At 43.8% G+C, this 25,220-nt stretch carries 36 protein-coding genes; 7 read left to right on the plus strand and 29 right to left on the minus strand.

Going from position 1 to position 25,220, the window contains the following annotated elements:
- Nucleotides 1-10: 10 nt before the first annotated feature.
- The 20 genes from QOZ98_RS02565 to QOZ98_RS02660 all read right to left on the minus strand — a co-directional run bounded on the left by QOZ98_RS02565 (nucleotide 11) and on the right by QOZ98_RS02660 (nucleotide 11,701).
- Entirely contained in the window at nucleotides 11-139 is a 129-nt protein-coding gene (locus tag QOZ98_RS02565; RefSeq protein WP_308785971.1) for a hypothetical protein, read from the minus strand.
- 75 nt (nucleotides 140-214) lie between these two features.
- Nucleotides 215-1,024 (minus strand): DNA adenine methylase, encoded by an 810-nt coding sequence (locus QOZ98_RS02570; RefSeq protein ID WP_308785972.1) that lies wholly within the window; start codon nucleotides 1,022-1,024, stop codon nucleotides 215-217.
- 45 nt (nucleotides 1,025-1,069) lie between these two features.
- Entirely contained in the window at nucleotides 1,070-1,336 is a 267-nt protein-coding gene (locus QOZ98_RS02575; protein WP_308785973.1) for a hypothetical protein, read from the minus strand.
- Nucleotides 1,329-1,625, minus strand: a complete 297-nt coding sequence (locus QOZ98_RS02580; RefSeq protein ID WP_308785974.1) for a hypothetical protein — start codon at nucleotides 1,623-1,625, stop codon at nucleotides 1,329-1,331. Before QOZ98_RS02580 ends, QOZ98_RS02575 begins: the two co-directional genes overlap by 8 nt.
- 121 nt (nucleotides 1,626-1,746) lie before the next feature.
- Nucleotides 1,747-1,923: a hypothetical protein gene (locus QOZ98_RS02585; protein ID WP_308785975.1), complete on the minus strand. Its 177-nt coding sequence runs from the start codon at nucleotides 1,921-1,923 to the stop codon at nucleotides 1,747-1,749.
- An 87-nt stretch (nucleotides 1,924-2,010) separates the two neighbouring features.
- The gene (locus tag QOZ98_RS02590; protein ID WP_308785976.1) at nucleotides 2,011-2,319 is read right to left on the minus strand and encodes a hypothetical protein; all 309 of its coding nucleotides are present in this window, start codon (nucleotides 2,317-2,319) and stop codon (nucleotides 2,011-2,013) included.
- Nucleotides 2,316-2,879 carry a hypothetical protein gene (locus QOZ98_RS02595; protein ID WP_308785977.1) on the minus strand — a complete coding sequence of 188 codons (564 nt, stop codon included), beginning with the start codon at nucleotides 2,877-2,879 and terminating at the stop codon, nucleotides 2,316-2,318. Before QOZ98_RS02595 ends, QOZ98_RS02590 begins: the two co-directional genes overlap by 4 nt.
- Nucleotides 2,872-3,240: a YopX family protein gene (locus QOZ98_RS02600; RefSeq protein WP_308785978.1), complete on the minus strand. Its 369-nt coding sequence runs from the start codon at nucleotides 3,238-3,240 to the stop codon at nucleotides 2,872-2,874. The genes QOZ98_RS02595 and QOZ98_RS02600 overlap by 8 nt, the downstream gene beginning before the upstream one ends.
- Nucleotides 3,237-3,416, minus strand: a complete 180-nt coding sequence (locus QOZ98_RS02605) for a hypothetical protein (protein ID WP_308785979.1) — start codon at nucleotides 3,414-3,416, stop codon at nucleotides 3,237-3,239. The genes QOZ98_RS02600 and QOZ98_RS02605 overlap by 4 nt, the downstream gene beginning before the upstream one ends.
- An 11-nt stretch (nucleotides 3,417-3,427) precedes the next feature.
- Nucleotides 3,428-4,255 (minus strand): ATP-binding protein, encoded by an 828-nt coding sequence (locus QOZ98_RS02610; protein WP_308785980.1) that lies wholly within the window; start codon nucleotides 4,253-4,255, stop codon nucleotides 3,428-3,430.
- Nucleotides 4,191-5,051: a DnaD domain-containing protein gene (locus tag QOZ98_RS02615; RefSeq protein ID WP_308785981.1), complete on the minus strand. Its 861-nt coding sequence runs from the start codon at nucleotides 5,049-5,051 to the stop codon at nucleotides 4,191-4,193. Before QOZ98_RS02615 ends, QOZ98_RS02610 begins: the two co-directional genes overlap by 65 nt.
- 21 nt (nucleotides 5,052-5,072) lie before the next feature.
- Nucleotides 5,073-5,774: an MBL fold metallo-hydrolase gene (locus tag QOZ98_RS02620; RefSeq protein ID WP_308785982.1), complete on the minus strand. Its 702-nt coding sequence runs from the start codon at nucleotides 5,772-5,774 to the stop codon at nucleotides 5,073-5,075.
- Nucleotides 5,774-6,694, minus strand: coding sequence for a RecT family recombinase (locus QOZ98_RS02625; protein WP_308785983.1), 921 nt, complete (start codon nucleotides 6,692-6,694; stop codon nucleotides 5,774-5,776). The genes QOZ98_RS02620 and QOZ98_RS02625 overlap by 1 nt, the downstream gene beginning before the upstream one ends.
- 1 nt (nucleotide 6,695) lies before the next feature.
- On the minus strand, nucleotides 6,696-8,669 hold the full coding sequence (locus QOZ98_RS02630) for an AAA family ATPase (protein ID WP_308785984.1): 1,974 nt from the start codon (nucleotides 8,667-8,669) through the stop codon (nucleotides 6,696-6,698).
- A 103-nt stretch (nucleotides 8,670-8,772) separates the two neighbouring features.
- Complete coding sequence (locus tag QOZ98_RS02635; RefSeq protein ID WP_308785985.1) at nucleotides 8,773-9,132, minus strand: YqaI family protein; 360 nt, start codon at nucleotides 9,130-9,132, stop codon at nucleotides 8,773-8,775.
- Entirely contained in the window at nucleotides 9,133-9,369 is a 237-nt protein-coding gene (locus tag QOZ98_RS02640; RefSeq protein WP_308785986.1) for a hypothetical protein, read from the minus strand.
- 260 nt (nucleotides 9,370-9,629) lie between these two features.
- A complete protein-coding gene (locus tag QOZ98_RS02645; RefSeq protein ID WP_308785987.1) occupies nucleotides 9,630-10,160 on the minus strand; it encodes a hypothetical protein in 531 nt (176 codons plus the stop codon).
- An 88-nt stretch (nucleotides 10,161-10,248) separates the two neighbouring features.
- Entirely contained in the window at nucleotides 10,249-10,527 is a 279-nt protein-coding gene (locus QOZ98_RS02650; protein ID WP_308785988.1) for a hypothetical protein, read from the minus strand.
- A 41-nt stretch (nucleotides 10,528-10,568) separates the two neighbouring features.
- Entirely contained in the window at nucleotides 10,569-11,222 is a 654-nt protein-coding gene (locus tag QOZ98_RS02655; protein ID WP_308785989.1) for a Rha family transcriptional regulator, read from the minus strand.
- Between the two features lie 230 nt (nucleotides 11,223-11,452).
- The gene (locus QOZ98_RS02660) at nucleotides 11,453-11,701 is read right to left on the minus strand and encodes a helix-turn-helix transcriptional regulator (protein ID WP_308785990.1); all 249 of its coding nucleotides are present in this window, start codon (nucleotides 11,699-11,701) and stop codon (nucleotides 11,453-11,455) included.
- Nucleotides 11,702-11,855: 154 nt separating this feature from the next.
- Here QOZ98_RS02660 and QOZ98_RS02665 point away from each other — a divergent pair, with 154 nt between their 5' ends.
- The 6 genes from QOZ98_RS02665 (at nucleotide 11,856) to QOZ98_RS02690 (ending at nucleotide 16,349) form a co-directional block, all read left to right on the plus strand.
- Nucleotides 11,856-12,242 (plus strand): helix-turn-helix domain-containing protein, encoded by a 387-nt coding sequence (locus tag QOZ98_RS02665; protein ID WP_308785991.1) that lies wholly within the window; start codon nucleotides 11,856-11,858, stop codon nucleotides 12,240-12,242.
- A gap of 156 nt (nucleotides 12,243-12,398) precedes the next feature.
- Nucleotides 12,399-13,670 carry a hypothetical protein gene (locus tag QOZ98_RS02670; protein ID WP_308785992.1) on the plus strand — a complete coding sequence of 424 codons (1,272 nt, stop codon included), beginning with the start codon at nucleotides 12,399-12,401 and terminating at the stop codon, nucleotides 13,668-13,670.
- Between the two features lie 86 nt (nucleotides 13,671-13,756).
- The gene (locus QOZ98_RS02675) at nucleotides 13,757-14,413 is read left to right on the plus strand and encodes an excalibur calcium-binding domain-containing protein (RefSeq protein ID WP_308785993.1); all 657 of its coding nucleotides are present in this window, start codon (nucleotides 13,757-13,759) and stop codon (nucleotides 14,411-14,413) included.
- Between the two features lie 81 nt (nucleotides 14,414-14,494).
- Nucleotides 14,495-14,956 (plus strand): ImmA/IrrE family metallo-endopeptidase, encoded by a 462-nt coding sequence (locus tag QOZ98_RS02680; RefSeq protein WP_308785994.1) that lies wholly within the window; start codon nucleotides 14,495-14,497, stop codon nucleotides 14,954-14,956.
- 12 nt (nucleotides 14,957-14,968) lie between these two features.
- Entirely contained in the window at nucleotides 14,969-15,157 is a 189-nt protein-coding gene (locus QOZ98_RS02685) for a hypothetical protein (protein ID WP_308785995.1), read from the plus strand.
- A 67-nt stretch (nucleotides 15,158-15,224) separates the two neighbouring features.
- Nucleotides 15,225-16,349, plus strand: a complete 1,125-nt coding sequence (locus QOZ98_RS02690) for a site-specific integrase (RefSeq protein WP_308785996.1) — start codon at nucleotides 15,225-15,227, stop codon at nucleotides 16,347-16,349.
- Between the two features lie 105 nt (nucleotides 16,350-16,454).
- On the opposite strand, the gene glnA is transcribed toward QOZ98_RS02690, so the two are convergent.
- From glnA to QOZ98_RS02705, 3 genes are all read right to left on the minus strand, one after another.
- Nucleotides 16,455-17,789: a type I glutamate--ammonia ligase gene (gene glnA, locus QOZ98_RS02695; protein ID WP_142826513.1), complete on the minus strand. Its 1,335-nt coding sequence runs from the start codon at nucleotides 17,787-17,789 to the stop codon at nucleotides 16,455-16,457.
- A gap of 41 nt (nucleotides 17,790-17,830) precedes the next feature.
- Nucleotides 17,831-18,217: a MerR family transcriptional regulator gene (locus tag QOZ98_RS02700; protein ID WP_308785997.1), complete on the minus strand. Its 387-nt coding sequence runs from the start codon at nucleotides 18,215-18,217 to the stop codon at nucleotides 17,831-17,833.
- Between the two features lie 121 nt (nucleotides 18,218-18,338).
- A complete protein-coding gene (locus tag QOZ98_RS02705; protein WP_308785998.1) occupies nucleotides 18,339-19,583 on the minus strand; it encodes a methionine gamma-lyase family protein in 1,245 nt (414 codons plus the stop codon).
- A 96-nt stretch (nucleotides 19,584-19,679) separates the two neighbouring features.
- On the opposite strand from QOZ98_RS02705, the gene QOZ98_RS02710 reads away from it, so the two are divergent.
- The gene (locus QOZ98_RS02710; RefSeq protein ID WP_308785999.1) at nucleotides 19,680-20,285 is read left to right on the plus strand and encodes a trimeric intracellular cation channel family protein; all 606 of its coding nucleotides are present in this window, start codon (nucleotides 19,680-19,682) and stop codon (nucleotides 20,283-20,285) included.
- A gap of 54 nt (nucleotides 20,286-20,339) precedes the next feature.
- On the opposite strand, the gene QOZ98_RS02715 is transcribed toward QOZ98_RS02710, so the two are convergent.
- From QOZ98_RS02715 to mutL, 6 genes are all read right to left on the minus strand, one after another.
- A complete protein-coding gene (locus QOZ98_RS02715; RefSeq protein WP_142826516.1) occupies nucleotides 20,340-20,639 on the minus strand; it encodes a rhodanese-like domain-containing protein in 300 nt (99 codons plus the stop codon).
- A gap of 258 nt (nucleotides 20,640-20,897) precedes the next feature.
- A complete protein-coding gene (locus QOZ98_RS02720; protein WP_308786000.1) occupies nucleotides 20,898-21,158 on the minus strand; it encodes a hypothetical protein in 261 nt (86 codons plus the stop codon).
- 71 nt (nucleotides 21,159-21,229) lie between these two features.
- The gene (hfq, locus tag QOZ98_RS02725) at nucleotides 21,230-21,454 is read right to left on the minus strand and encodes an RNA chaperone Hfq (RefSeq protein WP_142826517.1); all 225 of its coding nucleotides are present in this window, start codon (nucleotides 21,452-21,454) and stop codon (nucleotides 21,230-21,232) included.
- Nucleotides 21,455-21,464: 10 nt separating this feature from the next.
- Nucleotides 21,465-22,424 (minus strand): tRNA (adenosine(37)-N6)-dimethylallyltransferase MiaA, encoded by a 960-nt coding sequence (miaA, locus tag QOZ98_RS02730; protein WP_308786001.1) that lies wholly within the window; start codon nucleotides 22,422-22,424, stop codon nucleotides 21,465-21,467.
- Nucleotides 22,417-23,337: an alpha/beta hydrolase gene (locus QOZ98_RS02735; RefSeq protein ID WP_308786002.1), complete on the minus strand. Its 921-nt coding sequence runs from the start codon at nucleotides 23,335-23,337 to the stop codon at nucleotides 22,417-22,419. Before QOZ98_RS02735 ends, miaA begins: the two co-directional genes overlap by 8 nt.
- An 80-nt stretch (nucleotides 23,338-23,417) precedes the next feature.
- Nucleotides 23,418-25,220, minus strand: coding sequence for a DNA mismatch repair endonuclease MutL (mutL, locus tag QOZ98_RS02740; protein WP_308786003.1), 1,803 nt, complete (start codon nucleotides 25,218-25,220; stop codon nucleotides 23,418-23,420).

Below are 25,220 nucleotides of genomic sequence, written 5' to 3' on the forward strand. Positions count from 1 at the left end.
ACGATTCCCCCTATCCTTTTCTCGGCACTTCCACCACTTGAGCTTTTTCCTCTTTCAGAAATTTACGATAGCTATTTAAAAAGATAATGGGAGTAACAACCCAAAAACTTAGGACTGCAGCATTCAATATCATGACCACGGTTTTCCTCCTTGTTGGTACCGACACGAATGACGGTACCTTTTTATTAGTCGCGCTTTTTGTGCGGACGTTGCACTAAAACAATTGAAGTTGTTTAGTCTCGTAATTCATAATCAGCAATTCTTCTGCCTGGCCACCCACGTTTTGACCACCTACCGCTTGTTTAAATGCACCATGTCTTTCAATAGTCCAGTGGCCATATATCTCTTCAATAATTGGATCACCATAGTAAGATAAAATTACTTTCGCTTGAACTTGATTAAGCAATTTCCCAAGCGCGTAATGATCTTCTAACGTGAATCCACCAGCATAAAACTTTTCTCGGCCGACATACGGTGGATCAACATAAAACAATGCCTCTGGAGAATCGTACTTCTCAATAAGTGTTCTGAAATCCATTCGCTCGATCATGACGCCCTGCATTCTTTTGGCAAATCCTCTAATGATCTGGCAAGCGCTGATGTAACCCATTGCCGGATTCTGACTCGAGCTGGTGCTGTGCCGCCATCCTGTCTTTGGCACTTCTTCTGCATTTCCTTTTGATATGGCCGAACGATTCAGGTAAAAGAATCTCACTGCTTGTTCGAAAGGATCTCGAGGCATTTCTTCCCTCCGATACCGTTCGTATAGTTCTCTGCTGTATGGAAGCTCGGTACAGCGTTCAATTAGTTTCTCTGTGTTTTCTATCGATTGCATGATGAAGTTGACTACAATGCCATCAATGTCGTTATAAACTTCATGATTCACTCGATTCTTTTGAGCAATCACATGTGCAGCTCCGCCGAATGGTTCAATGTAAACTTTATGATCTGGCATCTTACTCATGATGAAATCGGCTTGTTTACTTTTTCCGCCGAACCAGATTAACGGTGATCTTGTTTTCATTCCGGATCCATCCTCCATTCAGTGTTTCCATCAAAAGTGCGGCAACTAAATGCCGTCACTCCATTTTTTAGTTGGCAATCCACCCTGGTATTCAAGAGTGTCACGCAGCTCCATTGCATCTTTGAATCCGCATCCGCAAATCTGTTGGATGGCCGAGATACCAAATGTTCTAATTTCACGTGTCGGCTTCCAGTAAGGAATGGCCGCAACTAACTTGTCATAATTCGCATCCTTTACTTTGCCACCGGTATATTCGTTCTTGCGCTCATCAATCAGCGCTTTCGTTTCAGGTGTCATCAACATCTCAACCACTCGCCTCCATGTGTTCCAACAGCTCCGCATTCAGTTCCTCTTCTGAGATGCTACGGAATATCGAATTTTTATATTGAGCATTCCAGTATTCTTCTGTGAATTGCAGGCCTGTATAGACTTTTGTTGCAATGATTGAACCCGGCACCGTTTGCCGTTCATCGTAGGCAATCCAAGCAGCCGGATCAGCACCGTTGATAAACCCTTGAAATGTTGCTTTTTTCCATTTGCCGTTTTCGCAAACTTCAATGCGTTCATTTTTCTTGAGTGCAGAAACTTGTTGATAGTTCATCCCACGATTCGCCACCCTTCCTGTTGCCTCTTTTTGATTCCGCCTGACTTCAAAGGTTCGTAAAGCCAAACCTTTTGTCCGATTTCCCATCGATACAACAAGAGCCACTTTGCTCTTGTCATCAGAACCACGGACTCACTTTCACTTCAATGTCCCGCTGCAAATGAACTTTCACCATATAGGCTTTAAGATCGTGATACTCCATGTCCTCGAGCGCCTCACCATTCGGCCCGTAATAGATGCCATAGCCTTTTAGTTCTTCCACCCAAAAGCCCATGTGTTTATGCCAATACTTCATGTCCCGTCCTCCTTCAATTGTTTTCCAATCTATTTCCGTTAAATCCTCACTTTTAAGAAAAAATTGGTATTGAAAGAGTAAAAAAATTTAGAACGGCAGCCACAAGTCGTCCTCTTCCTCTTCTTCTGAATCATCCAAGTCAGCGAACATAACTGTGTTAAATTTTCTTCCTGGGAACTCTTCGAACTCGACGGTTGAAGACGAACGTCCAACATAGATTTCTTTGACAGTTAAAATTTGATTTTCAGCAAGCAATGTCTTCGCATGTTCCAGCTCGATCCCCCGTCCGTTTTCCGATAAAAAGAATACCGAGCGTCCAGCCGGACTGACCTCAGACTTGAAACGTTTGTTGAATGCGTATAAGTCGATGCCGCCGATTAGTGACATGGTTTTCATTTTTTAACCTCCAATGAATCAAAATCAAATTCATTCAGGATTTTCAGCAGCCGTTCAACTTTCGGCGCTCTGAGTGCCGTCATAGCATATGTGTGAGCTTTGCTGGACAAGTTATGCTTATTCCATACAATGTGCTGCTTCGCTTCTTCCTTGGTCAGGAACAGCGTATTGGGCACGATATACTCTTCTTCTTTCACGAACGTTTCGCTGTAATACCCGTCTTCGTTGTAATCTTCGTGGACCATTTCCCAAAGCTCATCAAAGTTGCCACTGTCTATAGCTTCTTGTAAATCTTCCGGAATTTCTTCGTCATTCCCGGAGTAATCATCTTCAATGAATTCTTTTAAACCTTCAAAATCATCGAAAACGGAATGATCACCATTGTTCCAGTAGCGCTGCATATAGCCGTTGTCACAATCTGCATTACCTGGAGCAATACGATAGGACATAATCACCCAGAAACGCGGTGATGCTTGCATATCGTAATCATGTTCGCTTTCGTAGCGAATCTGCTTCTGTAAGTCTTTAAGGAACTGCAGATCTTCTGCTTGTTTAGTCATGCTGCACCTCCAAGAGATGTTTATGTTGATAGATATTTCCGATGACTTCTGCAAAGGGGCAAATCATGACTAAATATCCTATGCTCGTATCGCTTCCGCGTGTAGTCAGTAATGCAAATCCTGCCTCTTTGAAATAAACTTGCGCTGTAACTTCATTGCCTATTGGCGAAGAAGAATCCGCTTGAATAATATCTCCCTCGTAAATCTCAACGCCGTTCTTGTCTTTTAGGCCGGTGTACTGCAAAAACCTCAAATGTTCATGCGTGAAGAAGGAACACATATTCATGCCGGCATTCGATTCTTCCCAGCGTGTATATTGTTTTGTATGCGTGTTATAAAAGTTGAATTTAATCTCTCTCACGCCGCCACTCTCCTAACTCGATGATTATTGATAAGCGCTACAGCAGCCTCATGATCCAGCTTGGTAATCTGCTTCAACTCCTCAAACAAAATGCTAAACTGCTGCTCGATGACAGGATCTTCGTTCTTTTGCCACGCGCCGGCTATTAGGATGAGTTGGTTCAGTAATTTATCCATTGGGGTTCCTCCTAGTTTTTGAGTAAGTCGTCAAACCTCGATAAGCGTCCTTTGGCAATTTGCCGGCGGTAACTGGTCGCTTTGTTTTCAATTGGCTGTGAGATTTCTAAGATGCGGTCATAAGAACGCTTGCCAATCTGTCCCTCTAAAAACTTGGGCTCCAAATTGGAAGTAGCCATAATCGGTTTGTTGCGGCGGTACCGGTTATCGATGATCAAGAAAAGAATTTCCTGTACCCATTCGCTTGTTTTCTCTGCGCCAATATCGTCAATGATCAGCAAATCGCAGATGTTCAATGCCTTCAAGATTTTCTCTTCGCTATCGGTATTGCCTTTGTCGAAGGTATTCTTGATTTTCTTCAACAGATCCGGCATCGAGACAAAGACCACAACTTTTGCTTGTTTGCGCAATTGATTGTGAACAGCTGCTGCTAAGTGTGATTTCCCATTACCCGGCACACCCCAAAGCAAGATGGATTCGAGACCGAATTCTTCAAAGTTGTCTGCATAGTACCGAGCAATCTTTTCCGCGTTTTCTGCACCTGGACGAGAATCAAAGTTAGCAAAATTGGATTCCTCAAACCGTTTGCCCAATTCGCTGATGGAGAACAAATCCCGCACCTCTCGTTCACGCTGCGCATTCTTGAATGTCTCGAGCTCTGCCTTCTGGATATCCGCTTCACATTTACAGATTGGCTGCACCCAGCGAGTCTTGCCTAAGACGTCGATTTCAAGTGGCGGAACAATTTCGTTGCAATGTTCGCACCGAACGCCTTCAGAGTGAGATTCCGTCCCAGTCTTCGTCAGGAGATCCTGCATGATGCTTTGGAGTGGTTCCATTCGGGTTCCCTCGCTTCCGTCGTTCGAATTCTTTGTCTGCAGCTACAACATCGGCCAGCGTCATGATCTTCTGACTTCTCCAAGATGAAAGGATGCTGTCAGCAAAATTCATTTTGTTACGCGCATTGCCTTCGACTGAACGTTTCAATGCCTCATGAACCAACTCCTCAGATGATTCATCAATCATGATGGAAATTCGTTCAGCAATATGCGGCACCAAGTGGCTGATGTTTTGTTCGTAGAAGCGAAATGCTTTTCCGGGACCATCAGCAGCAACAACTGGTTTTTGTTCTCGTTCTTCTGATTGTTGTTGTTCTTTATCCTTCTCTTTATCATTCTCTTTCTCTTTCTCTTTACGGCTGAGTATCTCGGGACTATCGGTAGCCCTGTTATACAGTATCGATACAGTATCTGATTTAACTTCATTGGCTAATTCGAGATACTTTAAAGCGAATGGTTTGTGCTTTACTTCTTTCAATTCCATCTGGACTCTGGCAACTACTTTTGGACTGTTGTTCCAATTGTATTTCGCCCAATTGAAGATGAAGATTTCCTTTGTAGGTTCGTAGTAACCGATTTTTCCGTAATCGACAAAGCGTTGTAGCAGCTTCTCGACAGTTTCACGGTTATAGCCAGTCTCTGTCTCAATAATTCGCTTGGGTAGCTCATAGATACCAATCTGTGTTGATTTACTATTGGTCATGAGATAGATATAAAAGTATTTTTCCTCAGGTGTTAGATCCAGAACGAAAGCATCTTGCCAAAAACTGACTTGCACTTGTCTGTACTTGCTCATCCCTTGCGCCTCCTCAACTCATTACGGTATATAAATCATCTTCCCAGTCAGCTCCGCTACTTCTTTTCGAAACTGTTCCTCGTTACTGTTGGAATCTGATAGATGAAGCAGCCATATTTCCTGCAGCTCCGATAAGTCATTTGCCTTTAAAAATTCTTTAATGTTCTCTAAAGAAAAGTGGGATCGCATCAATCGCTTCCTCAAGACTTCTGGTGTTCTCCCAGATAAAATGTTTTCGTCCAATATCTTTTGTGAGTAATTACACTCAACCATCAAGTGGGTAAGACCTTGGAATTTGTACTTAATGTAATAGGTATCTGTCGCGAACAGCAGCTTATCGCCAGCTGTATTGACCAGTAGAAATCCGAATGGTTCAGAGACATCGTGTTGTACATCGAACGGCAAGATGGTCCATGTGCCGATTTGAAATTGTTTCTTGTTCTCGACAGCCATGATTCGGTGATGCTCGATGCCCAGGGCGTCTTTTGTGCCATTGGATAGGTAACAGGTGATTCCGGCTTTCAGAACCTCGGGAACGCCGCTACAGTGATCTTTATGTTCGTGCGTGATCAAGCAACCCTTAATATCCCGTGTCTGAAAGTTCAACTTCCGTTGAACGTCTCGAAACTTGATGCCTGCTTCCAGGAGAAGGGGCGTGTGGCCATCCGTGATGTAGTAGCAGTTCCCCTTCGATCCAGTAGCAAGTGTCGTGATTTCAATCATTAGAACGGTGGAGCGTCGTCTTCTGCAGTTGCAGTTCCGACTGGCTCAGGCTCTTTCTCCTGTTTGATTTCTGGATTTTTCTCAGCTTTTGGTGATTCAATAATTTCCGGCTTAATATCAAGTGATTCAGTATTGGCATTTTTCTTAACCTCATACTCTGGATTAATTTCTCTTCGCTCATTTTCAAACTCATTTTCAGTGGTCCGATTGATTGCCCCGATGAATAAATCGCTGTCATCAGAAGTGTTGATGAATGCTTTAGCTGCGCGATTGATAACTGTTCGTTTAGCCATCTCTTGCGGGTACTTGTTTTGCACTGTTGCCATACTTGATTGAGACCAAGATGTTTTAATTTCTTCGATTGTCATAACAGTCAAGAACTGCACACCGTCATCGCGCTCAATGATGCAATAGGCGCCTTCAATATCTTCTTTAATCCCTGTCGCAGCCTTCCAATCCACTTCGTGCGATTTAAAAGCCAATTGACCTCGCTGGTTATACTCCACTTCGAATTTTTCACCTTTCCAGATGACATTGGCCCAAATATCCTTAACACCGCTCATGCGCTTGATAACGGCCTGTGTGCCATGATAAGAACGAGTGAATTGCATCTTATCGCCGTAAACAATGAAGTAGCCTTGATTCTTTGCAACGCTGAGTGCTTGAATAGCCATGTCTTGCAACGAAAAGGCGACACTTTCTCTCGTCGCACTGTCGATCAAGGAAGTTTTTTTCTTGAAATCAACTTCTGTTAATTTGAAGTAAGCAGCTTGAACCGCGTTAACGATTGAGTAATTTTCTGGAATGTTGATTTGATTGCTTTCGACCATGCTTTGAACCCTTTCGGCGACCCTAGTCACCATTGCATTTTGTTTTTCAGCGGGCAGATTGTTTTGGTTTTCCTGTGGTTGAGTTGTCATATTAAATTGCCTCCTCTAAATTTGGTGTTTCAATTCGAAGTGCTTTGTCTTTCTCCGATACAATCAGGCTAATCAGTTGTGAATCCGTTTGGGCCAATTGCGTAACAGCCTCAGCGTTGTCAACGAATATCGGTGCCTGGATGCCGTAGAATTCGGACAAGGTATTGATGATATCCAGCCCGATGTTGATTTTGGCTGCATTGTTCAATCCAGAGCCATAAGGCACACCGTCAAAGGTCGTTTCGCAGACTTCCTGCAGCCCGCCATTGATTTGTGTTTCAAATAGCTTGAACCGTGCGTATTTGAACTTAGCGGCGATTTTGTCTTCAATGATGCTGACTTTTGCACGGGTAAATTCTTCTGAAAGGAAAAGATAATGTTCCAGCTTCTCGTACTCCGCAGCCAGTTGTTCTTCCTGGTCCATCAAATCTTCAATCCGTTTTTTCAACGCTCCGACATTCGCGTAACGAGCAATTTCTGCATTCAATTCTGAGCGCTTCTCTTTCTTTTCAGCGATTTCATCGCCGATATCACCAGCAGCATCTTCTGCGCGTTCTTTCAAATCAGCAATGTCTCCAAGAAGATTCTCCCGGAAATCTGTAAGCTCAAGATAATTAGAATCCTTGGAGATATCCTTAACCGTATTTTCTGTCTCGAGCAGTTCAGTTTTAATCTCTTCGATAACTTTTTCCTTTTCGGCAATTGGTCCGCTTAGATCTTCAATTTCCTTTTGCAGACGAGCGACCTCATCTTCATACTTTTTCTTTTCAGTGGCGCCGCGTTTGCCATCTTCCTGAATGTTTCCTAAATCCGTTGATTTACGAGCGTTGAATTGAGCCAATGCTTTTTCCTTCGCTGATTGAACCTTCTCTTCAGGCAGCTCCTGCCCACATGATGGACATTCACAGGCGACTTCATGAGTGAATTCTTCTTTATTTCTTTCCTGCCAACGATTCCGTAGATTAACTAAAGTTTTTTCTACACGCTCTAGTTGATCTTGTTTATATTGCTGTTGGTTTTCAGCCGAGAGTCTCCGAGATTGGAATGTTTGAAGATGAGACTGTTCTTCCTGGAGCTTCGCTCGCAAACGATACACTTCATCTTTCGAGCCGCTTTCCAAATCTCGTTTTAGATTCTGTATCTCCATTTCAACTTTTTGTAATTCGCCTTTCTTGGCGAGTACAGCATTGCCGTTTTTGATGGAACTGACTTGCGCCTGCAACTCTTCAATTTCTGAGTCTAGGTTATCTACTTCTGTTCGCAGTTCTGGTAGATTTCCTTCATCCTCTGGAATTGATTTCTGGATTTCATTGATGCGAATTGGAATTCGTTTCAACTCTTCGTTGATCGCCTTGCGACGGCTATTTACGGTGGCTTTAAAGTCATCGAGGGTTTTACCTCTCAGAATCAATTTCAGCCCCTGCAGCTCTTTGTTCGAAGCAAAGATGTCATCTTCTGATACGTCCCCGCATACCTCGAGTAAAATCTTGCGGCGGTCCTGCCATTTCACTTGTTCATTGAAGTAAGTCGGAGATGTCAGCAATTTAAAGTGCTCTTCTTCCATGAGCAACTGCACCCGTTTGCTGTATTCCGTTTTCTTCAACGGTGTGCCATCAATAAAGTAATTGGTCTCATGACCGGAAAACTCTTCTTTTGCAGATCCGCGAGTTTTGGTGTACTTTTCGCGATAAACTTTTCCTAGTTTGATGATTTGGTTATCAACCAGCAGTTCGCACTCGACTTCGTGGTCAAGCATTGGAATTGCAACGCCATCTTGCAGAGTCTTGATTTCAAAGTCTTTTTTGTTCTGGCTGTCTTTGTCGAATAGCAGCCAAAGGAATGCGTCGAATAGAGTAGTTTTTCCAGTAGCATTGTCGCCGTAGATGAAAGCGTCAGAGCCGTTCATATCAACTGAGAAGCTTTTGACGCCTTTAAAGTTGGTTAAGGTGAGTCTGTTAACGCGTACTTGTTTCATGTAGTCTCCTCCTGGGATTCGTGCTATAATTAGCACAGATATTTTTTTATTTAGTCGCTCCACGCCACATGGAGACGGTGATCCGGTTGCTTCTGCAGCCGGTTTATTTTATTGCCCGAAAAAATTGAACGCCTGTGACTTCAACCAGGTAATCTTCTGCGTTATCTTCCAAGACCACGCGCCCAGCTCCGTCTTCAAACCACTTGTCACCAGTGCGGATCTCCGAACCGAACACATCTTCAACTGGATGATCTTCAATAGGCTTGCTGAACATCGTCTCCAATTGCTCTTGCGAAGAGATTTCATTCTCCAACCATTCACGAGTAGCTGGACCGTGCCAGCAAGTTTGGCTGACAATGTTTTGAATGATGCGCGTCTGTGCATCGCTTGGCAGCTTGTGTATCCGTGTCTCCAAATCCTTTGTATCTCGGTATTCCTGCAAGTCTTCTACTTTTTTAACCATTTACTTTTCCTCCTTCACAATAATTTCACTGTTTCCCAAATCAACCGTGTATCCTTTGATCCGCAATAGCGTGATGATGAAGATTGCTTCTCTGGATGTTCCAAGTTCGTCGAAAGCAAAGTGAGTTTGCTTTTTGCCTGTTTCCTTCGATGCCTCCACTAGCTGTAGAATCTGCTTCATCATGGTTGACTGGTCGAATTCGTCTAAGCTGATTGCTGCTTGTCCGTGCGCTGTCATGTGTTCACTTCCTTTCTGATGGAGTGAGTCCCATCAATAAGACCAAGAACGAAAAGGGAATAACGCTCCTGAGCTTATTGACGAGAGCCAAGGCCCTCGTTTATACTTGTTTTACAGAGTAGTAATTGCCGTCTGACCCTGCCGTCAGTCGGTTTTTTTGTGTTCCTTTTTAATGCTGCCGACTTGTATACCAACCAGCAGGCTTATAAAAGAAACAAAAACCATCATTCCTGAAATGTGTAACGGTTCTCCGAATTCCATTAGGCCAACCATCCTTTCGCTTTCCATCTTGGGATTAGGGATTTAATCCTTTCTTTCATGGATATTTTGTATTCAACTTGTACTTGTCTTAGCAAATTGTCGATGTGAATCCGTGCTTCCAGCAATTCATCCATCAAATTTTTAACCGACTCTTTTTCATTTACGTCCAGCGAACTTGGTGGTTTTGCCAAACAAACCTTTTGAATCATTTCCAAACTCTCTTCAATTTCGCGTTTTGCATGAGCACTAAATACCAACCGGTGCTGCTCGATATTTTTGCCGCGCAGCACTGGTGATGTCATCCCGCCGGAAAACTCATATAAGATATCCATTGTGTATTCTGGATTGTCGTAAAGCGCGATTGACTCTTGTGCAATATCTGCCTGCATGGTGCGTCTTTCTTTTTTGATGTGACTCACTAATTGCGCTGAAATATTCAAGTCCATTGCGATTTGTTCTCCAGTCATTTCTTCTCCCTCAATCAAGCGATTGATTGCCTCTCCAGCATTTGCGGAACGTTTCAACTTCATGTCTTCCACTCCTTTTTTGTATGGCACAGGGTATTTTTATATACATCAGGCCGTTGTATGATTGTTATATAGAGAGAAAAGCCCTCGCTTAGCTCTCTTGCCTCTCCCTCAACCAAGTTAATAGAAATTCCTCAGTTTCTTTAGCTGGCATGTACCATTTCGCACCAATTTTGAATCTAATTTTCTTAAATCGGTCATCATAGAAAAATTGATCTAAAATGAAGGATCTGCTCATGCAGGTCTGCCTCTCTAATTCAGGTAAGTCCCAAAACGTGTGTCTATGTTCCAAATGATTCAAGCGCTGTCTGATTTCTTCGAGAATCATCCCTTCCAATTGGACATCATCCAATTGCACTAACTGTCTCATCGCTTTCCCTCCTCCAGGGCGTTCCTCGCGCCCTCTCTTTTTTATGAAACTTTTCTAGGCAGCCAAGCATCCACATACCGGATAGCATTCTGCAGATCCTTCCGTTTTACATCCTTATAAGAAGCAACTGCGAAACGATCTTTAATTTCTCGATATAACTCTTTGAACATCCGGCGTTGGCCCGCTGGGTCTGTTTCAATTTCATAAACTTTAATTGCAACTGCTTTTTGTAATCTGCGTTGTTCTCCATGATCTAAAGTCACTTGGTTAACGGCAATATCTCGAACCTCGGCAATTTCCTTCTTCACCACTTCAATTTCACCCGCTGTTTCTAGACTCAATCTCATGGAAGCCATTAGCTGCTCTTTTTCTGACAGTTGTTTCGGCTGGATAAGAGCCTTCTCCATTTCCTTAAATGCGTTGATATATTCCAATTTGAAATGCAATGCTTTAGATCCGGTGAATCCCATCGCCAGCAAAGTAAATCCGTCTCTATTCATCAAATAGATCCAGCGATTACGATTGTTTTTATCACGCTCTACTGTTTTGAAAAACATCTCCCCAAAATTGGGGACATCGTCCGCAAGGTTTTGAATGTCACGCATTACATGATCGTGACGCTTGTTAAAATTCTCAGCGATATTTGTTGAGCTGGTAACTGCTTGATCATTGTGCATTACTAAAAGATTTTCCATTCCAATTCCTCCTAGTTTTTATTCAAAATTTTCTAATTAAAAACTGATAACGAAAGTTTTGCTTGTTTAATATTTCCTACTGTTTCCACACACTCTCCAATCAGCATTCAAACGTCGTCGCATGACCTTTCGGTGTTGCTCGCTACCTTGGAAGGTCTTGGCGTACTCTGCTCGGTTTAAATACTCATTGGAGAGTGTGATCGGATGCGTTTAGTTAGTTGCCTCCTTTCTCAGACGGCGACTCGCTTTTTTTTAGAAAGTCTTTTTATATGAGAATCTTGTACTTCAAAACTAAATAAAAAGCTGATATCTTCTTCAAGTATTTCTGCAATACGAAAAGCAATTGGCAATGGTGGTTTGCTGTGGCCATTTTCCCAGTTAGAAACTGATTGTTTCCCTGCTTTCCCAAGCATTTTTGCAAGTTGTTCTTGAGTAAGATTTTTCTTTTCTCTAGCTTCAGTCAAGTTCGTATTCTTCATGTCCTCACCTCCAAAGTATAATTAACTTGTACCTTTAGTATAAGTACAAGTATTTCATATGTCAACTTATAAATACAAATTTCTTGTACTTATTATTTAATGCAATACCTTTGATGTACAATATAGTTGTACTCTTTAGATAGGAGGAATATTTATGTTAACTACGCGCCTCAAAGCTGCTCGTAAATCCGCAAGACTTACACAAGAAGGCTTAGCTAAACGAGTCAATACTACAAAAGCAACTATAAGTAATTATGAAAATGGGCATAGTACTCCCTCTAATGATATGCTTTTAGCTTTGGCAGATGCTTTAGATGTTTCGACTGATTACCTTCTCGGTCGAACAGATAACCCTCAATCAATAAACTATAATAAGAATGACAGTAAAGACTACCCTTCCTGGGGAGACGAAGCTGAGTTCGAGGCATGGGTGAACGATCCTTCGGTTTACAAGTTGTATAAGGAAATGAAGGAAAGTTCGGAAGAACGCAAGAAGGCTTTATTGGCTGTATGGGAAGTATTGAAGACGCAAGGGAAATAGTTTTTATAACCTTTTTAATTAATAAATTATAGTATAATAACCGTATAAAGTTAGATAGCCATCTTCCCTGCCCTGAGCGGGGTTTTCTTATAACCTTCAAAGAAATATTTACCTATTTTGGATATTAGTAAATTATAAAATAATGGAGGGTGAAGAATGAGCGAGAAAAAAGAGGTTAAATCAAAAATAGATCAAGTAAAAGAGTTAGCTGCTCTTGAACATTCAGGGATTCAATTTATTACTGGTGGCAACGTTGAGGGCAGTACCAACCAAAATGAATTTGCCATCGCTACAAATGAAGGACTTTTTTTCTATCATTATAAAAATGAAAAACTGATTCCTCTTATCCACACTTTATGGAAAGATGTTAATGAAATAAAAGTTGATTATCTGGCCATGCGAACGAATTTAACTTTAGATGGTCAAAACTATCGTCTTACGAACGAGGGTAAAAATATTTTCAATCTGGCTACAGAAAAAAGTGACGCCAAAGTAGAGAAGGTTGACCGTAAGTGGCACCAAAAGATTCTAGGCTTCAGATCAGGGACCAATTGGAAGAAGATCACCGCTGTTATTGCTTACATGCTTCTATTCGGATTTATCGGTTCTTTCTTTATTGGTGAAGAGGAAGCTGAAGTTGTGACAGCTGACGATAATCAAACAGAGGTTGCTTCCCAAGAAGCTAAAGATGAAAAGGCTGAAAAAGCTGCAGAGATTAAACGCATTGAAAAGGTCATTGCTGAGGAAAGAGAAAAAGAAGCAGCAAAAGAAGAGGAAGCCGCCGAAGCAGAAACTGTTGAAAAACAAGCTACCCTCCCGAACTATGAAATAGTAGAAGAAAACTTGAATGATGCCGGCATCTATTATGTAATACTTTCTACAGATTCACGTGATGAAGAAGAGATTGAAATGTTAATACGGCACAGCGTCGCCCTATCAAGCGAAAAAGATATAGAAGTTAATGCTATTCATGTATCGATAAAACAACTCGGGGTTGAAGTTCAAAACATCGCTAACGGTAAAATAGCTTTAACAAACAAAGGATTAGCCCAAACCGGATTAACTGAAGTTCCGGAAGTTGAATTTGAGTTTATGCTTGAGAATATTGTTGAAGCTAGTGAAAGCTTAGAAAGCGAAAGCTCTTATACTGCAGATAATGTAGTTGAAGCGTTTCAAAATGAAGGACTTAGTTTGATAGATCCGAGAGATAATACGGACATACAATGTGGCGAAGGAAATATGCCTTGCTCTCAATTGATTACTACTGAGGATGTAAGTATTTTCCTATGGCCAACCGAGGAAGAAGCTGCCTCTATCGGGACAGAATACCACGATTACACTGCCGGCTTTTTCACACTTCGGTTTAATGAACCATTAAGTTCAGAAGAAGAATACAAAAGGGTAATTGATGAACTTGTATCTAACTAAACCTAAATAATATTGCTAGTTTTACCCACCCTGCTGCTAGCAGGGTTTTCTTTTATCTATCATTAAAAGTGAAAGGAATGGTATTTATGAAAAACAAAGAAAAAGAGGAGCAGAAAAACGGTTGCTTCGGCTGTTTAGGTTGTTTAGGAATTATTTTTATAATCATGATAATCTTTGGAGCATGCGGAGCTATTTTCGGAGATGAAGAGGCTTCTACCCCTGAAGCAGAAATTGTCCAAGAAGAGCCAGAGGCTTCTGAAACAGATGAAGAACAAAAAGAACAAGCAGCTGCTGCCCTAGTTGAAAAAGAAAAGCAAGATAAAGAAGCTGAGGCTGAAGTGGAGAAGAAGGAAAAGGAAGAGGCAGAAAGAATTGCAAAAGAAGAAGCATTAGCGAATTCTGATAAAGAATGTGGTGATTTTTCTACCACTGAAGAGGTTCTAGCATTTTGGTATGAAAATGGCTATAGTGCAGACAATGATCCCCATGATTTAGATGTAGATAATGACGGATTACCTTGTGAAGTGAGTCAAAGTGAATACAATACTGCAGATGGTGATTCTTCTAATAACACTGATTCTACTGATGTCACTGAGGATGCACCAACATCTACCCCATCTTCCTCCATATACTATGATAATTGCACAGCAGTTAGAGAAGCCGGAGCCGATCCGATTCGTCTTGGTGATTCCGGTTATGGAACACATTTAGATCGTGATGAAGATGGCATCGGCTGTGAATAGAAAGATTGAAATCCCTGCTTCCAATTAGCAGGGATTTCTTATACACTTGATTAGAACATATGTTCTTAAAGGGGTGAAAAAATGGCGAATACATACAATAACTTAGAAGAGTACATTACAAAATTGCTGCATCGTATCGACATTTTCCATCCGCATCAGCTGACTATCGAAAATATTTACCCTAGACTCGGCTTATCCGTTTACTACATCCCACATGATTCAATGGCCATAGAAGGCAATCTGTTTTTGGACAACCGACAAAATGACGCATATTTATGGCAAGATTTCGGACATGAGCTTTGTCACGCACTCTGGCATGCCGGCGATCAAGCACTCATTCCTCTTTCTATGCGTGAATACCAAGAGTGGAAGGCCGAGAATTTTTCTCAGCATCTTTGTATCCCTACTTTCATGCTGGATAAAATGGAACTGCCTAACTATGAAAAAGAAGCGGTATGGATGATCATGGAGACTTTTGGAGTAGAACGATGGTTTGCAGAGAAACGACTGCGCCAGTATCTTTCTAATTTTTTATATGGATAGGAGTGAAATTTGATGAAAAAAGAAGAATACATCCCTTTAAATAAACTGGGCCAAAGACAGAAAGAGCTTCCTGGTGTCTTCCCTGTCTTTAAAAAGATTCGCCGTGTCGATGGCGATTTGATTGGTGAAGTTCAAGCATACAGTGACGAATATGGAAACCGTTTAGAGAAGGATTTAGGTAACAAGCAAAACCTTCACTAAATGTATTTTCGTAGGGATTGAACTATACGGGAATTTGGATAACGATAAGTTAGAGGGAGGGATTGCAATGGCATCATTTCGTAAACGAGGGAAAACGTGGCAGTATCGGGTGGTCGTTATGGACCCCTTTTCCGAAAAGAAAAGAGAATATACCGAGAGTGGATTTACGTCAAAAAAAGAAGCTCAGTTGGCCGCAGCAAAAAAAGAAAAAAGTGTGCTTCAAGGGTATGGCAAGGGAGAATTCGCTTTTGCTGCCTATGTACGAGAGTGGTTGGAACAATACGTCAAAGATAAACTACGGCCCAATACCTATAAAACTTATCGGACCGCCTTGGAGAATCATGCGATTCCCTATTTTGGTGGCATAAGCATCCATGAGATCAAACCGATGATGTATCAAAAGTTCATCGATAGTTTGGGAGAGAAGAATTTATCGACTGAATCGGCAAGACGCGTTCATAATGTTTGCTTCCAAGCTTTGAAGAGGGCCGTGATCAATAACTACATCGAAAAGAATCCGGCCGAGAATGTTCAGATCCGGAAGAAGCAGGTTCAAAAATTAAAATACTTAGAGCCTACCTTTTTAAACGCTCTGTATCCGGAAATTTACAAGCGCGGCCATGTCTATGGCGTTTTCTTTAAGTTCCTTTTTGAAAGTGGTGCGCGCAAAGGAGAAGCAGCTGCATTGAAATGGCCGAGAGTAGACTGGAAAAACGACATAATCTATATAGAAGAAACACTCGACTTTCAACCTGATGATCCTGCTGAACTATTTGGACCTACAAAAAAAGAAGGTTCTGTCCGCGCATTAAAAATGCGGAAGAGTTTCATGAAAGAGCTGCAGGAGCACCTGAAGTATCAGAATCAACGAAAACTGCATTTGGGTGAAGCCTATCGTCATGATTTGAATTTGATCTTTTGTCGGGAAGATGGTTCTCCCCTTCCCAAATCAACATTGTACAATGTCTTTAAATCCTGCTTGGCTAAAATTGATGCTCCTCCCCTTCCGATTCACTCGACCCGGCATACACATGCAGTCATGTTACTGGAAGCCGGTGCCGACATGAAATATGTCCAGGAACGATTGGGACATCAAAATTACCAAATCACTGCAGATGTTTATAGCCATGTATCGAAGAAGATGGAAGAACGATCAATCGAGAAATTTGACGACTATATGAGCACTTTTTAAAAAAAGTTGGGCAAAAATTGGACAAATAAAAAAAGTTGCCTAATTGACCACTTTTATAAAAACAGAAAAAACCGTTGGAGCCTTAGAGCCCCAACGGTTTTCATCTTAATACATTTTCAAGTATTGCTCGCGTTCCCAAGGGTGTACACTTGTGCGGAACATGTCCCACTCAATTTCTTTCGCTTCGACGAAGTTGTTCAAAATATGTTCGCCTAACGCTTTTGTCATTACTTCATCTTTCTGCAATTCCTCAAGAGCTAAATACAAAGTACCTGGCAGGTCTTCAATGCCGACTGCTTCGCGCTCTCTTTTGTTCATTGCATAGATGTTGCGGTCAACCGCATTTGGCGGAGTCAATTTTCTTCTGATTCCGTCAAGGCCTGCTCCTAAAAGAACAGCCATTGCTAAGTACGGGTTAGCTGCTGGGTCAACTGAGCGCACTTCAACGCGTGTAGACAAGCCGCGTGATGCCGGAATACGGATCAACGGGCTGCGGTTTTGGCCAGACCAAGCGATGTAACAAGGTGCTTCGTAACCTGGAACCAAACGCTTATACGAGTTGACAAGCGGGTTTGTTACAGCGGTAAAGCCTTTAGCATGTTCGATGATGCCGGCTATGAATTGGTAAGCAGTTTCGCTCAATTTCAATTCGCCATCTTCATCAAGGAATGTATTGCGGTCTCCATCAAACAACGATACGTTCATGTGCATTCCTGAACCGTTGACACCGAATAATGGCTTCGGCATGAATGTCGCGTGAAGGCCGTGTTTACGGGCAATCGTTTTAACAACCAATTTAAAGGTTTGGATATCGTCACATGCTTTGATCGCATCTGCGTATTTAAAGTCAATTTCGTGTTGCCCTGGTGCTACTTCATGGTGGGAAGCTTCGATTTCAAAGCCCATTTCCTCCAACTCAAGTACGATGTCGCGTCGGCAGTTTTCGCCAAGGTCCATCGGTGCCAAGTCAAAATAGCCGCCGTGGTCATTCAATTCTAGAGACGGTTCGCCTCTATCATCCAATTTGAACAAGAAGAATTCAGGCTCAGGTCCAAGGTTGAAGTGTGTAAATCCAAGCTCTTCCATTTCCTTCAATACACGCTTCAAGTTCGTACGTGGATCTCCAGCAAATGGCGTACCATCCGGGCTGTAGATATCACAGATCAAGCGTGCTACTTTCCCTTTGCCGGTAATCCATGGGAATACTACCCATGTGTCAAGGTCCGGGAATAAGTACATATCAGATTCTTCGATGCGTACAAACCCATCGATAGAAGATCCATCAAACATCATTTTGTTATCGAGTGCTTTGTCCAATTGGGATGTCGGTATTTCAACGTTTTTAATGACCCCAAGAATATCTGTAAATTGTAGACGGATGAAGTTTACGTCCTCTTCTTTTACTAATCGTTGAATGTCTTCTTTTGAATACTTGCCCATGTTCTCTTCACTCTCCTATTATAGTTGTATGTAAGCCCATTTCAATTAAAAAAACGGGATAAATCACTTTGTCTGAAGCCGCCCTTTTCAAATGGACGTGCTTGGTGTTTCAACTCTTCATGGAGCAGCCTGCGCAGTTCTGCATCGCTTAGATTTTTCGGCTCTGCTTTTTCATTTGCAGGTGTTTCTCTTAAATCGTATATTTTCTTAATTCCAGCCATGTTCAGCCCTTGATCCAGGTAATCCTTGATTTCGAGCAGGGTATCGACGTCATTCAACGAAAACATACGCTTATTGCCTTCCGTTCGGGCAGGGCTGATCAATTCATGTTCTTCGTAATAACGAATTTGTCTTGCAGTCAATTCCGTCAGCTGCATTACAATGCTGATGGGAAGAAGCGGCATTGTGCGTCGCACCCGGTTCGTCATAAGTTTCACCCATTTCAAATAATTACTACTCTTTTAGCATATATCATGTCAGGTTATTTGTCAAATCAATGTTATGTTTTCTAACACAAAAATATCCCGTATAATTTATACGGGATAAAGATTAGATTAATTTTAATTTTTTAAGGGCATCGACTGAATTCAATACAGCAATTTTTACATGTTCGTACGTAAGTCCGCCTTGCACAAATGCTGTATAAGGAGGACGGATAGGACCGTCAGCCGTCAGCTCAATGCTTGACCCTTGTACAAACGTTCCAGCTGCCATGATGACATCGTCCTCATAGCCTGGCATATATGCGGGTTCCGGCTTAAATTGTGCATTTACCGGCGAGCTTGCCTGTATCGTTTGGCAAAATGCTATCATCTGTTCAGCAGTTTGAAACGACACCGACTGAATCAAGTCTGTCCGCTTGTCGCTCCAATGAGGCGTGGTCTCCATTCCTGCATCTTCCAATAGCGCTGAAGTGAAGATCGCCCCTTTTAATGCTTGCGAAACGATGTGTGGAGCCATGAAAAAACCTTGGTACATATCGGGCAGCGCATTAAGCGAAGCTCCTGCTTCTCCTCCTATACCCGGGGAAGTCATGCGGTAACCGCATTTTTCAATTAAATCTTTTCTGCCTGCAATGTACCCACCGATTTTAGCCAGGCCACCACCAGGGTTTTTGATAAGAGAACCCGCAATCAGGTCTGCCCCTACTTCAACCGGCTCTTGTTCTTCCACAAACTCGCCGTAGCAATTATCCACAAAAATGATGGCGTCCGGTTTTAAGCGGCGAACTTTTTCCACCATTTCTCCAATTTCTTCTATAGTAAAGGACGGTCGCGTGTCGTATCCTCTCGAGCGCTGAATGGCAACCACTTTTGTCCTGCTGCTGATTGCCCTTTCGGCTGCTGGCCAATCAATTTTATTGTCAGCAGCCAGTGCTACGTGCTGATAGCTGATGCCGAAATCCTTTAATGACCCCGTGTCTTTTTCTCCTCCAGAGACAATGGAATCCAATGTGTCGTAAGGCTTGCCCGTAAGGTACAGCAATTCGTCCCCTGGGCGCAGTATGCCAAAAAGTGAGATGGTAATGGCATGGGTACCGGAGATAATCTGCGGCCGGACGAGCGCCGCTTCTGCTTTAAAAACATCGGCATACACACGTTCCAGTGTATCCCGCCCTTCGTCGTCGTAGCCATAGCCTGTCGACGGATTAAAATGATGGTCGCTGACTCGCTGTTGTTGAAAAGCATCCAATACTTTTTTTTGGTTTACATAGGCAATTTCATCTGCCTGCTGCAGCTGAGCTTGAATCGTTTCTTCTATTGTTTTAATCAGTGTAAACATGTAATTCTCCATTCTTTTAAACTTCTCACCTTATTATGCGGCATGACTTGAAATAGCGTCAAATTCTGATACAATTCATAGAGTTGTACGTTAAGGAGGAATAGGCTTATGGCTTGGGAAGTCTTAAGCGCCATCGGTACCATTGCGTTTGCAGTGTCCGGCGCAATTATCGCCATGGAAGAAGAATACGATATTTTTGGCGTTTATCTTCTCGGGGCTGTCACCGCTTTTGGAGGCGGCGCCATCCGAAACTTATTGATCGGAGTACCCGTTTCGGCATTGTGGGAACAGGAATTCATGTTCCAACTTGCCCTCATCTCCATTACAATCGTATTCTTGTTTCCACATAAATTGCTTGGCCACTGGAATCGCTGGGGCTATTTTTTTGATGCTATCGGTTTATCAGCTTTTGCTGTGCAAGGCGCCATCTTCGCTGTGGAATTGGAATTACCGTTCTATGCAGTCGTTGTGGCAGCGGTATTAACAGGATCAGGCGGAGGTATAATCCGTGATCTGCTGGCTGGACGAAAGCCGCTTGTTTTAAAATCCGAAATTTATGCCGTGTGGGCAGCACTGGCCGGACTGTTCATCAGTTTTGGCTTGGCAGGTTCAGATCTTATGCTTTATTCCTTGTTTGTTTTGATCACAATCTTGCGGATTTTGTCCTACACATTCAAATGGAGGTTGCCAGCCCGCAAAATCCAGATATCATAGATTTTTTTAAAAAACAGACGCCCTGGAAGAAAATCCAGGCCGTCTGTTTTTTGCTTATGCGATTGTTTCGCCGTTCCAGGCGGTCATGCCGCCTTCAACGTTAACTGTCTTGAAATCATTGGATTCTAAAATACCTGATGCCATTTCGCTGCGGCGTCCCGCACGGCAGACCATATGATACTCTTTGCCAGCATCCAGCTCCCCGATGCGTTCTTCCACTTCACCAAGCGGAATATGCTTTGCTCCAGGAATCATTCCTGCAGCGACTTCGTCCGCTTCGCGAACGTCGATAATGTTCAGCTCTTCTCCAGCTTCTACTCGTTGTTGCAATTCATCTGCTGTAATGGTTTTCATGTGTACGCCTCCTGAATATAAATCGTATTCACCTGAAAATGCTATACTCCCAAAAGCTAACTGTCAACTAGAAAAGCGGAAGCGACTCGAGGGACTGGGCGCTGGAGCTGGACACCGAAAAGCGGAAGCAGCCGTTTGGATTCGACAGGCATAAGACGCACTGGCGAAGCGGCGTTTTTTTTGCCGCACAGCCAGAGTGGCTTATGACCCGAGAATCTGGCTGCTGGAGCTGGACACTAGAAAAGCGAAAACGGCTGTTCAGCTCTGACGGGCATAAGGCAGATCAGCAAAGTGGCGCTCTTTGCCGCAAAGCTGAGTTGACTTATGACCTGAAGAGCTAGCCGTTGGAGTCTGGACACTGAAAAGCGGAAGCGCCCGTGTTTGTCCCGACAAGCGCTGGAAGCCTTGCCGGTAATGGCGTTCTTCAGCCATTTCCGGAAAGGCTGAAGCGACTCGAGGGACTGGGCGCTGGAGCTGGACACCGAAAAGCGGAAGCAGCCGTTTAGATTCGACAGGCATAAGACGCACTTCCTCTAAGGCCAGATCCATACAAAAAAAACCGGACTGCAGCTGCAGCCCGGAATCGCTTTTTATTCTTCGTGCTCAATCGCTACAGGTTTTGACGGAGAAAATGTCGAGATGGCATGCTTGTAGATCAATTGCTGCTTGCCTTCGGTTTCGACCAGCACCGTAAAGTTATCGTAGGATTTAATGGTTCCTTTTAATTGGAAGCCATTGAGTAAAAAGACCGTTACGTAAATATTATTTTTACGAAGCTGATTTAAATAGACATCCTGAATATTGATCGGTTTCATGAAAATCCCCCTATTTCTCTACTTGTGTTTGATTTGCCGTCAGTTTATCAATTCGACAGTTCCTGTCAGTTTCCTGCATGAAAGCGGTTATTTCCTCAAGATTCTTTTCAAGATCCAAGCGCGCATCAATCCAAAAAATCGGCAGCTTGTTCTTAAAATAGGTAAACTGTCTTTTGGCGTATTTCCGCGAGTTCTGTTTAAGTTTTACAACGGCTTCCTCGAAGCTTCCCTGCCCGTCGAGATATGCATAAATCTCTTTATAGCCTATGGCCTGGATTGATTGAACTTCCCGGATGCCTCTTTGCCGCAAGGCTTGGACTTCTTCGACCAATCCCCGTTCAACCATGGTGTCCACACGCTGGTTGATGCGTTCATACAGCACGTCTCTTGGAATATCCAATCCGATAATGGCTTCATTGTACATCGGCGACAACGCTAACTCACGGTCACCTTTTTCTTGATCGCTGCTCATTAAAATCTCCACTGCACGGACGACACGCCGCGTGTTGTTCGGATGGATATCCGACTGGGGGTCCAGCTTCATCAATTTTTGGTGCATCCGTGCAGGACCAAATTCTTCCAACTCTTGGTGCAAGCTGTCACGCAAGCTTTGGTCAACAGGTTCCACTGAGAAGCGGTAATCAAACAGCACTGCCTGGACATATAGCCCTGATCCGCCAACGATGATCGGCATTTTGCCGCGCGCACGGATATCAGCGATTTTTTCCCGCACCAGTGTCTGGTATTCAGCTACCGAAAAGCTTTCATCCGGCTCTTTTATATCCAATAGATGATGTGGAATGCCCGCCATTTCTTCCGGCAGAATCTTGGCTGTCCCAATTGTCATGTCCCGGTATATTTGCATGGAATCGCCATTGATGATTTCGCCATTCAGCCGCTTCGCCAGTTCAATGCTCAGCGCCGTTTTGCCGGAGGCAGTCGGGCCGACAATGGCTACTACGTCAATCATTGCCGCACATCCAATCACCAATCAGTTCAAAGTGGGAATGGCGATCAATTTCATTCAGCAATTCATGGCGTCCTTGCTCAACAAGATAGACTTTAACGTTGGCCATTCCAGCATCAACAAACTGGTTGGCAGAACTGAATACCCCTTTGCCGTTATTGCCAACAGGATCCATGGAGCCGCTAATCAGCAGGACCGGCAAGTCTTCGCGGATTTTGGCAATTTCCGCTGGCTTGTTGATAACCGCAAGTCCAGAAAACAGATCGATGTAAAATTGGTTGGTCGATTCAAAACCGCACAAAGGATCGGCTTCGTATTTCGCCACTGCCTCTTTGTCTCGGCTTAGCCAGGCATACGGCGAGCCATCTTCTTTGAAAGGCTTGTTGAAACTGCCGAAAGTCATTTTCCCCAAGGTTTTGCTCGGCTCCTGCTTGCCCCGTGTTTTCGCCGAGGCAATTGCAACGGCCAAACCAAGCTTACCTGCAGTACCGGGATCGCCGCCAGTGCCGGACAACACCACGCGGCTAATTTCTTCACTATGCAGTTGCATGTAGCGGCGGGTGACAAATGACCCCATGCTGTGGCCGAACAGGATCAGCGGCAAATTGCCGGTTGCATGCTGGACTTCGGCGATAATGGCGTGGGCATCTTCCACGATCCGTCCAAAACCGTCCCTGTCCCCAAAATAACCTTGTACTCCGTTGCGTTCTGCCGTTTTTCCGTGCCCTCGCTGATCGTGTCCAGAGACAATAAAACCGCGGTTGGCCAGATACTCGGCAAATTCTGCATATCTGCCAACGTGCTCTGCCATTCCATGTATGATATGGACGTGTCCAATCGGGCTCGGCGGTTTGTAGCAGACATAAAAGAGTTCGTGACCGTCAGAAACACGTATATAATCACTGCTTACTTGCATGCTTCACACCCCTCCTTACTGAGTCGTTTCACCTATTCTATACTAATACCCAAATCTTTTTTGGCTAAGCCATCAATGGTTTAATTCATCACGCGCTTGAACATCTTTTCCACATCATAAGTTTTGAAATGAATGATGACGGGACGTCCGTGCGGACATGTGAAAGGCTGCTCCGCATTTTTCAAATCCTTCAACAGCCGCTCCATATCGTGCTTCTGCAAGAAATGATTGGCTTTGATGGACCGTTTGCAGCTCATCATGATAGCGGCATCTTCACGCAGTTTTTTGACATCCACTTTGCGTTCGGTCAACACTTGCTCGATCAAATCCTCAATGACTTCCTGTTCGAATCCTTTTGGAAACCAAGTGGGGTATTCCCGGACAATAAAGGAAGTCTCTCCGAATTCTTCGAGAAATACACCGCTGTCGGACAGGACATCCAAATTGTCTTTCAGTCTTAGCGCTTCGTCCCGGCTGTAATGGAAAGTCAGCGGCAACAACAGAGACTGCCGTTCATTGCTGTCGATGTCCCCTACTTTTTCACGGAAGTATTCATATTTGATGCGCTCTTGCGCGGCGTGCTGATCGACCAAATAAAAGCCGTCGTTGCTTTGTGCCACAATATACGTGCCGTGAATCTGGCCCACTACTTCCAGTTCGGGAAATTGCGGGCTGTCATCTTCCGGAGGTTCTGCTTGCGGCAGGCCTTCATCCAGTGGCAGCGGATCGGGCTGAACCGGTTCGACCGCTTTCTCTACCGGCAGTTCGTGCCAGTCTTCTACTGCACGATCGGGCATCTGCTGTTTGGGTTCCTGCACTGTGAACGAGCTTTTCCATAAATCCAATTGCTTGGTCGGCGCTTGTTTGACCGGCTTCGGCTTGTCGATGATCGGTGCACGGACCACGGTACTGATGGTCCGGCGTATGGTTTCGTGGATCAATTCCATCAGTTCTTTTTCTTTGCTCAAACGAATCTGCTGCTTGGACGGATGGACGTTGACGTCTGTCAAATACGGATCGCCTTCGATATTCAATACGACAATTGGCTGACGCTCGAGCGGCAAAAAGGTATGATAAGCCCTGTGCACCGTATTGGCAATGGCGTAATGCTTGACCCAACGTCCATTGACGAACAAGGAAATGTAGTTTTTATTGGCACGGGTGATTTCAGGAAGCGACGCATAGCCCGATACTTTGTAATCGTGCGACTGTCCTTCGAAAGGAATCATTTTCTTGGCAATCGCTACTCCATATATATCAGCCAACACACGTTTGATTTCTCCGCTGCCGGAAGTTTGCAAAATAGTTCTGCCATCGTGCGACAGCTTGAATGCAACGCCTGGATAACTCAGCGCAAAGCGGTTGAGCAAATCGATCGTATGGCCAAGCTCCGTCTGCAGCGTCTTCATGTATTTCAGCCGTGCGGGCGTGTTAAAAAACAGTTGATCGATTTTGATATCCGTGCCTTTTCTAAGAGACCCGGCGCGATGCTCAGTCAGGCGTCCACCTTCCATTTGGACAAAAGTCCCGCTCGAACCGTCCGATGTATGCAAGGTCACTTTAGAGACCGAGGCGATACTGGCCAGCGCTTCTCCGCGGAACCCAAGCGTCCGGATCCGGAACAGATCATGTTCGTTGGCAATTTTACTGGTGGCGTGGCGGGAAAATGACAGCAAGGCATCATCGGCGTCCATGCCGGCACCATTGTCGATAATCTGAATGGATGTCAGTCCCGCTTCGATCAGCAGCACTTCAACGGCCGTGCTATCGGCATCAATGGCGTTTTCCACCAATTCCTTGACGACTGACGTCGGGCGTTCCACCACTTCACCAGCGGCTATTTTATTGGATAGAGGTTCGTCCATCAATCGAATGATGCCCAT

This window comes from Planomicrobium stackebrandtii (assembly GCF_030814955.1).
GTDB lineage: Bacteria > Bacillota > Bacilli > Bacillales_A > Planococcaceae > Planococcus > Planococcus stackebrandtii.